The sequence below is a fragment of the Cypionkella sp. PAMC25878 genome (assembly GCF_058135695.1).
The window spans coordinates 3,982,183-3,996,506 of record NZ_CM176871.1 but is presented as its reverse complement, the minus strand read 5'-3'; the positions used below and the strand labels follow the sequence as shown (position 1 = coordinate 3,996,506).

The following is a 14,324-nucleotide window of genomic DNA, read 5'->3' as shown; positions in this document are numbered from 1 at the left end:
ATATGCCGAGGTCAAGCCGAAGGAACCATAATGCGAGAAATCCTGCCGAACGGCCTGCTGATGACATGGTATGGCGATGATTTCACCGGATCAGCGGCGGTGATGGAGGCATTAACCTTCGCAGGCCTGCCCTCGATCCTGTTCTTCGACACACCGACGCCTGCGCAACTGGCCCGCTTTCCCGGCATGCGGGGTTTGGGAATCGCCTCCACCGCCCGCAGTCATAGCCCGGAATGGATGGCTGCGAACATGCCCGCACCTTTGGCGTTTCTGGCCGCGCTGGATGCCCCCTTCCTGCATTATAAAATTTGCTCCACCCTCGATTCCGCACGCCATGTCGGAAACATCGGCATCGCCATTAACCTTGCGCTGCAAGCCCGCCCGTCAAAGGGCATCCCCGTGCTGACCGCCGCTCCCCGGATGCGCCGCTACCAAGCCTTCGGTCATCTGTTCGCGGGCACCCCGCAGGGGGTGTTCCGCCTTGACCGCCACCCGGTGATGGCGCAGCACCCGGTCACGCCGATGGCGGAATCCGACGTGCTGCGCCACTTGGCGACGCAAACGGATCTGCCATCGGCGCTGCTGGATCTCGAGGCTTTGGCCGATCCGCAAACCGCCCAAACCGCTCTGAACAGCGCGCTGCAAACCGCCCGTCTGCTCAGCTTTGATACGATGACAGCCGAGACAGATGCCGCCGCAGGTCGCTTGATCTGGCAGAATCACGATAATTTGCGGCTTCTCATTGGCTCTCAGGGCGTAGAATATGCACTTATCGAACATTGGCAGCGTGAGGGCCTGATCCCCACCGCTCCCCCTACGCCCTCGGCCGGCGAGTTCGCGCAGATCGTCGCCGTCTCGGGTTCGGTCTCACCCACCACCGCCGCCCAGATTGAATGGTCCGCCGCAAACGGCTTCGGCCTTGTCCGCCTGAACGCCGCAACTCTGCTGACTACCCCCGAAGCCGCCGAGGCTGCAGCCACCCAAGCCGCCCTAAAGCTGATCGACCAAGGCCAAAGCCCGCTGATCCTCACCGCCGCTGGCCCTGCCGACCCCGCCGTCGCCGCCTTCCGCACAGCCCTGTCGCAAAGCCAAATCTCCTCCGAAACCGCCAACCAACGCATCGGTGAAAGCCTTGGCCGGGTGCTGGACGCCACCTTGAAAGCCTCCAAAATCCGCCGCGCCGTGATTTCTGGCGGCGACACCTCCGGCCACGGCGCGCGCCAGTTGGGGCTGTTCGCGCTCAGTGCCCTCGCCCCCACCATCCCCGGTGCTGCGCTGTTTACCGCCCATGGTGACGGCGTGCATGACGGGTTGCAACTGGCGCTGAAAGGCGGCCAAATGGGCAGCGCCGACTATTTCGGCTGGATCAGACAGGGCGGCGGACCGCGCTAAATCCCCGCGCTAAGCCATCGACACCACCGCCAAAATCCCCCACTCTCGCCACAAACTAACCAAGGCCGAACCATGTCGCAAACCGAAAATCTCACCCTGCCAAACGGCCTCTGGCTGGGCCGCATCTGGCGTGCAGGCATCGGCCCCAGCCTTGTAACCCTGCGCGAGGATCGCGTCATTGACATCACCAGCAAAGCCGCCCCGACGATGCGCGATGCGCTGGAACAGACTGATATCGCAAGATTTATCAACAGTATCCAAGGCGAAGACATAGGCCCTCTGTCAGAAATCGCTGCAGCCTCCATCGAGCCCGACCAAAACCAAACCCACCTCCTCGCCCCAAACGACCTGCAAGCGGTCAAAGCCTGCGGCGTCACCTTCGCGCGCTCGATGGTCGAACGGGTGATCGAGGAACGCGCCGCCGGAAACCCCGCCCGCGCCACTGAAATCCGCGCCCGCGTGGCGGATGTGATCGGCAACAGCTTGCGCGATCTGATCCCCGGCTCGCCCAAAGCCGCCGAGGTCAAAGCCCTGCTGCAAGCCGAAAACCTCTGGAGCCAATATCTGGAAGTCGGCATCGGCCCCGATGCCGAGGTTTTTACCAAAGCCCAGCCGATGTCTGCGGTCGGCTACGGTGCATCGGTCGGTCTGCATCCGATCAGCAAATGGAACAACCCCGAGCCCGAGGTGGTACTGGCGGTCAATGCCACTGGCCAAATCGTCGGCGCGACGCTTGGCAATGATGTGAATCTGCGCGATGTCGAAGGCCGCTCGGCGCTGCTGCTGGGCAAGGCGAAAGACAACAACGCCGCCGCCAGCATCGGCCCGTTCATCCGCATCTTCTACGGCGATTTCACCCTAGACACCGTCCGCAATCTCGATCTCACCCTGACCGTCACCGGCGAAGACGGCTTCCACCTGCAAGGCGCCTCCTCGATGCGCCAAATCAGCCGCGATCCCGCCGATCTGGTCGCGCAAACCCGGGGTCGCCATCACCAATACCCCGATGGCTTCATGCTCTACTGCGGCACGATGTTCTCACCGGTGCAAGACCGCGACGGGCCGGGGCAGGGCTTCACCCACCATATCGGCGACGTGGTGACCATCGCCACGCCAGAACTCGGAACCCTGCGCAACACCGTGCGGCTGTCTACCGAGGCCCCGGAATGGAGCTTTGGCACCAGCGCCCTGATGCGCAATCTGGCAGGAAGAGGCCTGCTCTAACCAGACACGGGAGGTCTGGGGGGACGAGTCCCCCCGGCCTTTCTTAAACCAAATCCGCCGGAAACAACTCGGCTGGCAGGTTCTGGAATGCAACCGGACGCAACCAGCGCCGGATCGACAACGTCCCCACAGAAGTCGCGCCAAAATTGGTCGAGGCCGGATAAGGCCCGCCATGCACCTGCGCATCGACCACCTCAACGCCCGTCGGGAAGCCGTTGGCGAGAACCCGCCCGGCCTTGCGCTCCAACACCGGCAACAGCAGCCGCGCCTGCGGATAATCCGCCGGATCAATCTGCAATGTGCAGGTCAACTGCCCCTGCAACGCACTTGCCACCGCCTGCATTTCCGCGAAATCGGCAACCCGCACCACCAGCCCCAAAGGCCCGAACACTTCCTCGCCCAAAGCATGGTTGGCCAGCCAATCCGCCCCCGAAACCTCAAACAGATAAGGCGTCGCCTGCCGCATATCGCAGACCGAGGTCAGCACTTCCTGCACGCCTGCCGATGCTGCGACACGGTCACGCCCGGCGCGATAGGCTTGCGCGATACCGTCCGTCAGCATGGTCTGCGCACCAACTTTAGCCAGCCCAGCCTTGGCTGCGTCGATAAACGCCTGCGCCTCAGCCCCGTCGACCACCACCGCGATGCCGGGATTGGTGCAGAACTGGCCAGCCCCCATCGTCAAAGAGCCGGCCCAACCCGCAGCCAGTGCCGCGCCGCGCGCTGCCACCGCAGCAGGCAGCAGGAACATCGGGTTGACCGAACCGAGTTCCCCAAAGAACGGGATCGGCTCGGGCCTGCGCGCGCAGAGATCAAACAAAGCCCGACCGCCGCCCAAAGACCCAGTGAACCCCACCGCCTTGATCAGCGGATGCTGCACCAAAGCCTCACCGACATCGCGGTTGCCGCCTTGCACCAACGAAAATGCGCCGGGATGAATTCCACAGGCTTTCACAGCCGCATCAATGGCTTGGGCCACAATCTCACCGGTGCCCGGATGCGCCGAATGGCCCTTGACCACCACAGGGCAGCCCGCCGCCAAGGCGCTGGCGGTATCGCCGCCCGCTGTTGAGAACGCGAGCGGAAAGTTCGAGGCCCCAAACACTGCAACCGGCCCCACTGGCACCTGCATCATGCGGATTTCCGGGCGCGGAGCAGGCGCACGATCCGGCTGTGCCGCGTCAAAGCGACGATCCAGATATTCGCCCTTGCGGATATGGTTGGCAAACAGCCGCAACTGCCCGGTTGTGCGCCCTCGCTCCCCCTCCAGCCGCGCTGCGGGCAGCCCGGTTTCCGAAGTGCCAATCGCGGTGATTTCCGGCCCCCGCGCGTCAATTTCCTCGGCGATCTTGTCCAAGAAAGCCGCCCGCGCCTCACGGCTGAGCGCTGAATAGCTGGGATATGCCGCCTCAGCCCCCTGCACCGCCGCATCGACATGCGCCGGCGTGCCGACCGCAAAAGCGAGGGCTTCACCCGTGGCGGGAGAGGACATAAAGGTCGTGTCGCCTGCGACCCAGTTGCCTGCGATGAGGTGTTTGCCTATGAGCATGATGGTCTCCTTGATCGACGGCTGGGGGTTTCACACCCCCAGACCCCCGTGGGATATTTAAGCCAATGTGAAATTAGAAATCAAAAGCCTCGGTTTCAATACGGCAGCCCAAAGTCAGCGCGTCGGCGACGTGGACCATGGGGGCGAGATCAACCTCAGACGCCCCCTGCGCCACCAATTCCGCCATCCGCTTATACAGCGCCGGGTATTCGCCCATGATGGTATTCTCGCCGCCCGCCGCTTTGCCGCCGATCTCCAGCACATTGCCGCCCATCCGCAAAGCCATCGCGCCTTGGTCGGTGTCGACCTCGATATCCCAAGTCTGCGGCCCGGTTTGCCGCCAGTCGAAATCGGCGGTGACATGGCCCGAGAAGGTCAGTTTTGCTGCGATCGGGGTCTGGCGGTTGGCCGGGAACTCCAAACTGGCGGCGGTCAGATGCACCGGGGCGGGCAGGATTTCGGTCAGGATCGAGAGCGCATTGATGCCGGGATCGAACACCCCCATGCCACCCGGCTCAAACACCCAATCCTGCCCCGGATGCCATTTGCGCACATCTTCACGCCAAGTGATATGGGCGCGCAGAATGGCCTTATCCGCCAGCCAAGCCTTCGCCGGAGCCACCGCATGCGCCATCCGGCTGTGCCAAGTGGTGTACAGCGTCAGGCCCTTTGCGCCCGCAAGCGCCTGTAATGCATGAACCTCTGCCAAGGTTGCCCCCGGCGGCTTCTCCAGCATCACATGCCGCCCCGCCAGCAGCGCAGCCTCGGCATAGTCAAACCGAGGCACCGGGGGCAGGCACAACGACACAACCGTCACATCGGGCCGTGCCGCCAAAAACGCCGCGAAATCGTCAAACGCTTCGACGCCGTCAACCGAGCCTTTGCGCGAAACCGTCGCCGCCAACTCCCAATCCGGCGAGTTGGCAATCGCTGGAACATGCTGATCAACGGCAATCTTGCCGATGCCGACCAGCGCGACTTTCATAGGTTTGGGCATCAGTGCGAATCCTTACCCACCGCATTGCCGCGCGCGCCCTTCAGGAAGTCGAGGTCCGCCCCGGTATCGGCGCCCTCAACATGGCGCTGATGCAGCCAGCCGTAGCCGCTTTCATACAAGGGATGGATCGGCACCCATTCCGCCAACCGCGCCGCCAGTTCTTCATCGGAAATGTCCAGATGCAACCGACGGTTCGGCACGTCGAGTTCAATGAAATCGCCGTTCTGCACCACGGCCAAGGGGCCACCAGCGGCGGCTTCGGGCGAGGTGTGCAGCACCACCGTGCCATAGGCCGTGCCCGACATCCGCGCATCGGAAATCCGCACCATATCGGTGATGCCACGGCGCAGGATCTTCGGCGGCAGGCCCATATTGCCGACCTCTGCCATGCCGGGATAGCCTTTCGGGCCGCAGTTTTTTAACACCATGATGCAAGTCTCGTCGATGTCCAAAGCCTCATCATTAATCTTGGCTTTGTAGTCGTCGATATCCTCGAACACCACGGCACGTCCCCGGTGGGTCAGCAAAGCGGCGGTCGCGGCGGAGGGTTTCAGCACAGCCCCCTTCGGCGCGAGATTGCCCTTCACCACCACCACGCCGCCCGATTGCGCGAGGGCTTTGTCGGCAGGCAGGATCACGTCGTCGTTGTGGTTCACCACATCCTTGACCTGCTCCCAAGCCGTTTCGCCCGAAACCGTCAGCGCATCCTTATGCAGCAACCCGGCCTCGCCCAGCCGCTTGATCACCACGGGCAGGCCACCTGCGTAGAAGAATTCCTCCATCAGGTATTTGCCCGACGGCATCAGATTCACAATCGTCGGCACATCGCGCCCGCAACGGTCCCAGTCTTCCAGCGTCAAATCGATCCCCACCCGACCCGCAATCGCGAGCAGGTGGATCACCGCGTTGGTTGAACCACCAATCGCCGCATTGGTGCGAATGGCGTTTTCAAACGCTTCTTTCTTCAGGATATCGGACGGCTTCAGATCATCCTTGACCATCTGCACAATCCGCCGACCCGTCAGTTGCGCCATCACACGGCGGCGAGAGTCCACAGCCGGAATCGCCGCATTGCCCGACAACGCCATGCCCAAAGCTTCCGCCATCGAGGCCATCGTCGACGCCGTCCCCATCGTATTGCACGACCCCGGAGAGCGCGACATCGAGGCTTCCGCGTCGACAAACTCTTCACGCGTCATTGTTCCAGCCTTCACGGCCTCGGAAAACTTCCAAAGATGCGTGCCAGAGCCAACCCGCTCATTCTTGTAATAACCGTTCAGCATCGGCCCGCCCGTCACCACAATCGACGGAATATCGGTGCTGGCCGCCGCCATCAAAAGCGAAGGCGTGGTCTTGTCACAGCCTACCATCAGCACGCAGCCATCCATCGGCTGCCCGCGCATGGCTTCCTCAACCGCCATCGCGGCGAGGTTTCGGAACATCATCGCGGTCGGTCGGAACGCGCTTTCCGAAGCCGAAAACACCGGAACCTCAACAGGAAAACCGCCGGCCTCATAAATCCCATGCTTCACCCGCTCGGCCAGATCGCGCAGATGCGCGTTGCAGGGCGTCAGTTCCGACCATGTGTTCAGGATGCCAATCACCGGGCGGCCATCGAACAAATCCGGCGGGAAGCCTTGGTTTTTCATCCAGCCGCGGTGGTAGATATTGTCCTTCGACGTGCCGCCAAACCAAGTTTGCGAGCGCAGTTTGCGGGGCCATGCGGCAGGTTTGAAGGTCATGTTATCCTCAGAGTTGCTTGACAGTCACCGCGCCCGACTGGGCAGGGGCAACGGCCAAAGTATTGCGCAGCGGCAGACCAAACGCGTCCACCTGAATCTCAAACACATCGCCGGGCAGCACGTTCAGCCCCTCGGCAAAACTCAACGTCGCGGTGCCAAACATATGGACATGCAGATCGCCGGGATGGCGGAACAGATCATATTTGAAATGGTGATGCTCCAGGTTCGCAAACGTATGCGACATGTTCGCTTCACCGGACAGAAACGGCTTGTCAAAGATCGCCTTCCCATCACGCCAAATCCGGCTTGAACCGCGCACATCGTTCGGCAGATCGCCCACCAGCAACTCCGGCCCGAACGACGCCTCGCGCAGCTTGGAATGGGCGAGGAACAGGTAGTTGATCCGCTCGGTCACATGGTCGGAAAACTCATTCGCCAAGGCCCAGCCGACCCGCGCCGGGGTGCCATCCGCATCAATCAGGTAAATGCCCGCGAGTTCCGGCTCCTCACCGCCATCCAGCGCAAAACCCGGCGAGGTCAAAGCACTTCCGGGGGCCACCGCCGTATAACCGTTGCCCTTGTAAAACCACTCCGGTTGCACGCCCACCTGACCCGGCGCGGGCCGGCCATCCGCCAGCCCCATTTGGAACATCTTCATGCTGTCGGTCAGCGTCTCGGCCCCGTCCAGCTTGGCGTGCATCGCATCGCGCGTCGCAGCCGACCCCAGATGCGTCAGCCCGGTCCCGGTCAGATGCATATGCGTGAGGTCAGGATGGGTGATCGGCAGCGCCAGCCGCCCGGCCGCCGCCAAAGCCACCAGATCCACCGCCTCGCCCAGGCCCCGCGCCGCGATCACTTCGGCCAATCCGCGACCCTGCGCCAAAGCCTCCGACGCCAGTGCATAGGTGCTGACAGTGCCGCGCACAACCGCCGCCTCGGAGCCTTCCCGCGCCACCACGCTGATTGAGCCATCCGCATTAAGTATCTGAGACAACAGCATGATATTTCTGCCTTATTTCGCTTTATTGTATACGTCGAAGATCACGGCAGCCAACAGCACCAGACCCTTGATCATCTGCTGATAATCAATGCCGATGCCCATGATCGACATGCCCATGTTCATCACACCCATGATCAGCGCACCGATCACCACGCCGACGATCTTGCCCGACCCGCCGGTCATCGATGCCCCACCGATGAACACCGAGGCAATCGCGTCCAACTCAAACCCGGTGCCGGCTTTCGGTGTCGCCGAGTTCAACCGCGCCGTCACCATCATGCCCGCCAAAGCGGCCAATACGCCCATGTTCACAAAACAGGCAAACACCAGCCGATCCGAGTTGATGCCCGACAGTTTCGCCGCCTTTTCATTGCCGCCTACCGCGTAAATTCGCCGTCCCATCGTGGTGTTTTCGGTGAAAAACGCATAGAGCACGGTCAGCACGATCAGCACCACCAGCACGTTCGGCAAGCCTTTCAGGTAAGCCAACTGATAGCCAACAAAGGCGGTTGCGGCGGCGATCAGCACGGTGCGGCCCATGAACAAAGCCATTGGCTCTGGCTCAATCCCGAACTCGGCATCGCGTGCGCGGGCACGGAACCCCAGCCAGAATTGCGCGCCAATCGCCAGCACCACCAAGATCACCGTCAGCCCATGCGGCTGGCCGATCCCGGTCAAATCCGGTAGGAAACCGCTTGAAATCGCTTGGAATTCTTTCGGAAACGGCCCGATGTTCTGCCCGCCGAGCATCCACATCGTAGCGCCGCGAAACACCATCATCCCCGCCAACGTCACGATAAACGAAGGGATGCGCCAGAATGCCACCCAATAGCCTTGCACAGCACCAATGCAACCGCCGACAATCAGCGTCAACGGAATAACCACGTAGAACGGCAGCCCCAGATTGACCGTCAAATACGCAGCAACCGCCCCAGTGAACGCCGCAACCGAGCCGACCGAAAGGTCAATATGCCCCGACACGATCACCAGCAGCATCCCCAAGGCAAGGATGATCACATGGCCATTCTGCAAGAAGATGTTGGTGATGTTTTGCGGCTGCAAAAACGTTTTGCCCTGATAGGCGAGCAGTATAGAAAACAGCGCCACAATGGCGACCAGCGCCAACAACATGCCGTTTTCACGCAAGCGGTCGCCCAAAGCCGAGCTGGATTTTTTCTCTTGTGCCATTATGCAGCCTTCCCTTCGCCCTTCAGGATCAACGCCATGATCTTCTCTTGGCTGGCCTCGGCCCGATCCAATTCCCCCACGATGCGCCCCTCATTCATCACATAAATCCGGTCACACATCCCCAACAACTCGGGCATTTCCGAGCTGATCATCACGATAGACCGGCCCTGTTCGGCGAGTTCCTTCATAATGGTGTAAATCTCAAACTTCGCACCCACGTCGATGCCACGGGTGGGCTCGTCAAGGATCAGCACCTCAGGCTCGGTGAACAGCCATTTCGACAACACCACCTTTTGCTGGTTGCCGCCCGACAGGTTCACCACCTTCTGCTGCACCCCCGGTGTGCGGATCGCGAGTTGCTTGCGATAGCCCTCGGCCACACGGGTTTCGCGCCGCTTATCCAGCACGCCGCGCATCGCCACCCCGGCCAAATTGGCGAGAGTGATATTTTTCACAATCGGTTCTTCAAGGATCAGCCCCAGCCCCTTGCGGTCTTCGGTGACATAAGCAATCCCGGCTTTGACCGCTTTCGGCACGGTGGACACATCCACTTCAGCGCCATGCATCTTGATCGAACCTTTATGGCCCTGCCCATAAGATTTGCCAAAGATTGACATCGCAAGTTCGGTGCGCCCGGTGCCCATCAGCCCGGCAATGCCAACGATCTCGCCCTTCCTCACGTTGAACGACACATCCTTGATGATCTGCCGCTCGGCCTGTTCGGTGTGCCAGACATTCCAGCCCGCAACCTCCATCAGCACCGGCCCCGGATTGGGCGTGCGTTCCGGGTAGCGATGCGCCATATCGCGGCCGACCATATCGCGGATGATGCGGTCTTCGGTGATCTCATGCTTGTCCATCGTCGAGACCGAAGCGCCATCGCGGATCACGGTGATCCGGTCCGCCACCCGAGAAATCTCGTTCAGCTTGTGGCTGATGATAATCTGCGTCACCCCCTGCGCCTTCAATTCCAGCATCAGGTCGAGCAGTTTCTGGCTGTCATTCTCCTGCAAAGCCGCGGTCGGCTCGTCGAGGATCAACAATCGCACATCCTTGGCCAAAGCCTTGGCAATCTCAATCAACTGCTGCTTGCCAACGCCCAGCTTTTCGACCTTGGTGGTCGGCAGTTCGTTCAACCCGACCTTCTTCAACAGCCCCTCAGTGCGCTGATAGGCCTCGCCCCAGTTGATCACACCGTTCTTCGCCACCTCGTTGCCCAGAAACAGGTTCTCGGCAATCGACAGCAGCGGCACCAGAGCAAGCTCTTGGTGAATAATGATAATCCCGCGCGCTTCGCTGTCGCGGATGTTGCGGCAAGCCAAAGTCTCGCCGTCATAAATGATATCGCCCTCGTAAGAGCCAAACGGATAAACCCCCGACAGCACCTTCATCAGCGTCGATTTGCCTGCGCCATTCTCGCCGCAGATCGCGTGGATCTCTCCCGGCTGCACGCTGAGCGACACGTTATCCAACGCCCGAACACCCGGAAAGACCTTACTGATCCCCCGCATTTCCAACAATGCTGTCATGGTTCCCCCCTAAATCCCGTGCCCGCCTCAGAGAGACGGGCACGGAGTTAGCTTACTTCAGCTGATCAGCGGTGTAATAACCCGAAGTCACCAGCACAGCTTCGTAGTTGGTGGCGTTGACCGGCTGGCTTTCCAGCAGATACGACGGCACAACTTTGACGCCATTGTCATAGGTTTTGGTGTCGTTGATTTCCGGCTCAGCGCCCGACAGCACGGCATCGACCATCTTGACGGTGACTTTCGCCAGCTCGCGGGTGTCCTTGAAGATCGAGGAATACTGCTCGCCTGCGATCATCGACTTCACCGAGGGGATTTCGCAATCTTGCCCGGTGACGATCGGCATTTTCAGGTCGCCCGAACCGTAGCCAACGCCCTTGACCGACGACAGAATCCCGATCGACAGACCATCGTAAGGCGACAGCGCGCCATGTAGCACTTTGTCGCCGTAGTTCGACGACAGCAGGTTGTCCATGCGCGCCTGAGCGACAGCCGCATCCCAACGCAGGGTGCCGACCACCTTCATACCAGACTGACCCGACGGAATGGCAATATCGCCCGCATCAATCAGCGGCTGCAACACCGACATCGCGCCATCATAGAAGAAGAACGCGTTGTTATCATCCGGCGAGCCGCCGAACAGCTCAACATTCCACGGCTTGGTGTCCGCAAAACGCTCTTTCAAGCCTTCAACCAGCGAAGTCGCCTGCTGCACGCCAACTTTGAAGTTGTCGAACGTCGCATAGTAATCGACCGAGCCGCTATCACGGATCAGGCGGTCATAAGCGATGATCTTGATGCCAGCCTTGTTGGCCGCATCCAAAGCGTTCGACAAAGTGGTGCCGTCAATCGCCGCAATCACCAGTGCTTTGACGCCATTGGTGATCATGTTTTCAATCTGGCTCAACTGGTTCGGAATGTCGTCTTCTGCATATTGCAGATCAGCGGTGTAGCCCGCTGCGGTGAACTGATCCACCATCGACTTGCCGTCCGAGATCCAACGCGCCGACGATTGCGTCGGCATGGCGATGCCGATGGTGCCTTTGTCTTGCGCGAAAGCCGGCAGACCGAACACCGAAGTTGCAGCTGCAGCGCCGCCCAGCGCCAAAAGCGCCCGTCTTGAAACTTGCATTCTGTATCCTCCCAAGCGGCACATTGGCCGCGATAACCCGACGGATCGAAAAGGTAGGCCCTCCCGAGACCGTGCGGCACTCTTGCAACAGCGAAATATATCGGTCAAATGATGAAATCGTATAGACATATGGCGGTATTGATATGCCAAAGCCCCTCAGTGCCGATCTTCTGGCCCAGCGCGGCCTGAAACTGAGCCATTTGCGCCTGCTGGCCGCCTTGGCCGACACGGGACAGATCAGCCTCGCCGCAGGTCAGATCGGCACCACCCAACCCGCCGCCTCGCGCCTGCTATCCGAGGTGGAACGCATCGTCGGCCAACCCGTCCACCACCGCACCGGGCGCGGCATGTCGCTCACCGCCGTAGGCCAAGCCCTCGCCGCCCGCGCCCAACGCATCCAGATGGAGCTGCGCGACGCCGCCCGCGATATGACCGAAGTGGCCTCTGGCAGCACCGGCCATGTCCGCATCGGTTCCGTCACCGGCCCCGCCATCGACCGCGTGTTGCCGACTTTGCGCAACGCCCGCCTCACCGCGCCGCTGGTGACGGTTGAGGTCGTCGTCTCGCCCTCGGACCTGCTCTGCGAACAACTCCTTGCCGGACGCTTGGATTTCGTCATAGGTCGCCTTCCCGAAGGCCCGACCCGCGATCTGTTCACCCTGACCGCCATCGCCACCGAACCCGTCAGCCTCGTCGTGCGCAAAGGCCACCCGCTTGCCAATCACCCCCACCCCACACCGACAGACCTGATGTCCTACGATTGGGTGATGCCGCCGCCAGACTCGCTGCTGTCGCGCGCCGTCCACGCCCGCCTGCGCGCCAGCGGCATGCCCAGTCCACCGCAGCGCCTCTCCACCGCATCCTTCCTGTTGATCTTCGCTCTGATCCAACAATCCAACGCCATCGCCCCGCTCGCCCGCGCCGTGGTCACCAGCTTCTCCGCCCACCCCGACGCCCCCTACACCGAACTCGCGATTGATCTCGGCATCGAGGTCGAACCCTTCGGCCTCGTCACCCGCGCAGGCAGCATCCTGCCGCCGGTGGCCGCAAGGCTGGCAAGGGAGATTCAGAATATGGTGACTTTATGACTCCGTCAGCGTGGTCAAGATTTTCTTGTATGCTACGCACCAAGCCGCCAACACCGTGGTTTCACACCCCCGGACCCCCGTGGAGTATTTTCGCCAAGATGAAAGCACCAAGGGGGGAGAGCAGGAGAGGCCAATGCTTAAGTTCCAACCAATCCCATAAAATTTAATTCAAATTTGCTTTCACATTGGCTTAAATATCCTCGGGGTCTGGGGGAGAGCCCCCAGCCGCCAGCCCAAGACGCTTAAGCTTCCGAACAATCTCCGCCACCACAGCCTCCAGCGGCTGATCAATATCCACGACCACGGCCTGCTCATCCGGCGCGGGCACCTCCAAAGTCGCAAACTGGCTGTCGAGCAAAGCAGGCGGCATGAAATGCCCCGTCCGCCCTCGCATCCGGCCTTCAATCACCGCCCGCGATCCCGACAGATGCACAAACACCACGCCGCCACCCGCCTCCGCGTCGATCAACTCCCGATACGACCGCTTCAAAGCCGAGCAACCGATAATCCCCGGCGCGCGCAAAGCCTGCCCCACCAGCGCCAGCCAAGGCCAGCGGTCCGCATCCGTCAAAGCCTCGCCCCGGCTCATCTTGGCGATATTCTCTGCCGGATGCAGATCATCGCCATCGCGGTAGGGCAGGGCCAGTGCCTCCCCCAACACCACTCCGACCGAGGATTTCCCGCACCCCGCCACCCCCATCAGAACGATCTTCATCAGCCCTCACCCCCGCCTCACAAACTGGCGGTAATCCCGCCATCGACATACAAACACTGCCCATTCACGAAACTCGACGCCGCCGAGGCAAGAAACACGCAAGCCCCCACCAGTTCCTCGACCCGTCCCCAACGCCCGGCAGGCGTGCGCTTTTCCAACCATTCGGTAAATGCCGGGTCCGCGACCAGTGCCGCATTCAAAGGCGTATCAAAATACCCCGGCGCAATCGCATTGCATTGCAACCCATGCCGCGCCCAATCGACGGCCATGCCTTTGGTCAGGTTCCCCACCGCCCCCTTGGTCGCGGTATAAGGCGCGATCCCCGGCCGCGCCAAAGCCGTCTGCACCGAGGCGATGTTGATGATCTTCCCCGCGCCCCGGCGGATCATATGCCGCGCGCAGGCCTGCCCGACATTGAAAACGCTGGCAATATTCGTCTGCAACAGGCGCTGAAACGCTTCCTCCGGGAAGTCTTCCAAGGCCCCGCGATGCTGCATCCCGGCATTGTTCACCAGAATATCAATCGCCCCCACCTCGGCCTCAAACCCATCCACCGCCGCCCGCGCAGCCTTGTAATCCGTCACATCAAACGCCAACCCGCGCGCCCCCGGCACCTCAGCCACAGCCTTTTCCAGCCGCCCCGCATCCCGCCCGTTCAGCACCACCGCAGCCCCCGCCTCCGCCAGCCCCTTTGCCAGCGCCAGCCCAATGCCCTGCGACGCCCCGGTGATCAGCGCGCGCTTGCCCGTCAGATCAAACAGCCCCATCCGT

At 61.4% G+C, this 14,324-nt stretch carries 12 protein-coding genes; 3 read left to right on the top strand and 9 right to left on the bottom strand.

Annotation, left to right across the window (positions count from 1 at the left end; all coding sequences use genetic code 11):
- The first annotated feature begins 30 nt into the window (after nt 1–30).
- Nucleotides 31–1,392, top strand: a complete 1,362-nt coding sequence (locus ACS5RD_RS19635) for a four-carbon acid sugar kinase family protein (protein ID WP_489928784.1) — start codon at nt 31–33, stop codon at nt 1,390–1,392.
- Nucleotides 1,393–1,464: 72 nt separating this feature from the next.
- Complete coding sequence (locus ACS5RD_RS19630; RefSeq protein WP_489928783.1) at nt 1,465–2,616, top strand: fumarylacetoacetate hydrolase family protein; 1,152 nt, start codon at nt 1,465–1,467, stop codon at nt 2,614–2,616.
- Between the two features lie 43 nt (nt 2,617–2,659).
- Here ACS5RD_RS19630 and ACS5RD_RS19625 read toward each other — a convergent pair whose 3' ends face one another.
- From ACS5RD_RS19625 to chvE, 7 genes are all read right to left on the bottom strand, one after another.
- A complete protein-coding gene (locus ACS5RD_RS19625; RefSeq protein ID WP_489928782.1) occupies nt 2,660–4,165 on the bottom strand; it encodes an aldehyde dehydrogenase (NADP(+)) in 1,506 nt (501 codons plus the stop codon).
- A gap of 73 nt (nt 4,166–4,238) precedes the next feature.
- The gene (locus ACS5RD_RS19620; RefSeq protein WP_489931409.1) at nt 4,239–5,150 is read right to left on the bottom strand and encodes a Gfo/Idh/MocA family protein; all 912 of its coding nucleotides are present in this window, start codon (nt 5,148–5,150) and stop codon (nt 4,239–4,241) included.
- 11 nt (nt 5,151–5,161) lie between these two features.
- Complete coding sequence (gene araD / locus ACS5RD_RS19615) at nt 5,162–6,904, bottom strand: L-arabinonate dehydratase (protein ID WP_489928781.1); 1,743 nt, start codon at nt 6,902–6,904, stop codon at nt 5,162–5,164.
- A 7-nt stretch (nt 6,905–6,911) separates the two neighbouring features.
- A complete protein-coding gene (gene araD1 / locus ACS5RD_RS19610) occupies nt 6,912–7,904 on the bottom strand; it encodes an AraD1 family protein (protein WP_489928780.1) in 993 nt (330 codons plus the stop codon).
- A 12-nt stretch (nt 7,905–7,916) separates the two neighbouring features.
- Complete coding sequence (gene mmsB, locus ACS5RD_RS19605) at nt 7,917–9,092, bottom strand: multiple monosaccharide ABC transporter permease (RefSeq protein WP_489928779.1); 1,176 nt, start codon at nt 9,090–9,092, stop codon at nt 7,917–7,919.
- Complete coding sequence (mmsA, locus tag ACS5RD_RS19600) at nt 9,092–10,621, bottom strand: multiple monosaccharide ABC transporter ATP-binding protein (RefSeq protein ID WP_489928778.1); 1,530 nt, start codon at nt 10,619–10,621, stop codon at nt 9,092–9,094. Before mmsA ends, mmsB begins: the two co-directional genes overlap by 1 nt.
- Before the next feature lie 52 nt (nt 10,622–10,673).
- Nucleotides 10,674–11,750 (bottom strand): multiple monosaccharide ABC transporter substrate-binding protein, encoded by a 1,077-nt coding sequence (chvE, locus tag ACS5RD_RS19595; RefSeq protein ID WP_054007124.1) that lies wholly within the window; start codon nt 11,748–11,750, stop codon nt 10,674–10,676.
- Nucleotides 11,751–11,893: 143 nt separating this feature from the next.
- Between chvE and ACS5RD_RS19590 the strand changes: the two genes are divergently transcribed.
- Nucleotides 11,894–12,838: a LysR substrate-binding domain-containing protein gene (locus ACS5RD_RS19590; protein ID WP_489928777.1), complete on the top strand. Its 945-nt coding sequence runs from the start codon at nt 11,894–11,896 to the stop codon at nt 12,836–12,838.
- 190 nt (nt 12,839–13,028) lie between these two features.
- On the opposite strand, the gene ACS5RD_RS19585 is transcribed toward ACS5RD_RS19590, so the two are convergent.
- The gene (locus ACS5RD_RS19585) at nt 13,029–13,553 is read right to left on the bottom strand and encodes a gluconokinase (protein ID WP_489928776.1); all 525 of its coding nucleotides are present in this window, start codon (nt 13,551–13,553) and stop codon (nt 13,029–13,031) included.
- A 17-nt stretch (nt 13,554–13,570) separates the two neighbouring features.
- Nucleotides 13,571–14,320 carry an SDR family oxidoreductase gene (locus ACS5RD_RS19580; protein WP_489928775.1) on the bottom strand — a complete coding sequence of 250 codons (750 nt, stop codon included), beginning with the start codon at nt 14,318–14,320 and terminating at the stop codon, nt 13,571–13,573.
- Nucleotides 14,321–14,324: the final 4 nt, after the last annotated feature.

Bases quoted from the DNA above. Each gene is read 5' to 3' on its own strand.
- mmsA (WP_489928778.1), bottom strand. From the start codon at position 10,621: ATGACAGCATTGTTGGAAATGCGGGGGATCAGTAAGGTCTTTCCGGGT.
- ACS5RD_RS19580 (WP_489928775.1), bottom strand. From the start codon at position 14,320: ATGGGGCTGTTTGATCTGACGGGCAAGCGCGCGCTGATCACCGGGGCG.
- chvE (WP_054007124.1), bottom strand. From the start codon at position 11,750: ATGCAAGTTTCAAGACGGGCGCTTTTGGCGCTGGGCGGCGCTGCAGCT.
- mmsB (WP_489928779.1), bottom strand. From the start codon at position 9,092: ATGGCACAAGAGAAAAAATCCAGCTCGGCTTTGGGCGACCGCTTGCGT.
- ACS5RD_RS19590 (WP_489928777.1), top strand. From the start codon at position 11,894: ATGCCAAAGCCCCTCAGTGCCGATCTTCTGGCCCAGCGCGGCCTGAAA.
- ACS5RD_RS19585 (WP_489928776.1), bottom strand. From the start codon at position 13,553: ATGAAGATCGTTCTGATGGGGGTGGCGGGGTGCGGGAAATCCTCGGTC.
- araD1 (WP_489928780.1), bottom strand. From the start codon at position 7,904: ATGCTGTTGTCTCAGATACTTAATGCGGATGGCTCAATCAGCGTGGTG.
- araD (WP_489928781.1), bottom strand. From the start codon at position 6,904: ATGACCTTCAAACCTGCCGCATGGCCCCGCAAACTGCGCTCGCAAACT.
- ACS5RD_RS19630 (WP_489928783.1), top strand. From the start codon at position 1,465: ATGTCGCAAACCGAAAATCTCACCCTGCCAAACGGCCTCTGGCTGGGC.
- ACS5RD_RS19625 (WP_489928782.1), bottom strand. From the start codon at position 4,165: ATGCTCATAGGCAAACACCTCATCGCAGGCAACTGGGTCGCAGGCGAC.
- ACS5RD_RS19635 (WP_489928784.1), top strand. From the start codon at position 31: ATGCGAGAAATCCTGCCGAACGGCCTGCTGATGACATGGTATGGCGAT.
- ACS5RD_RS19620 (WP_489931409.1), bottom strand. From the start codon at position 5,150: ATGAAAGTCGCGCTGGTCGGCATCGGCAAGATTGCCGTTGATCAGCAT.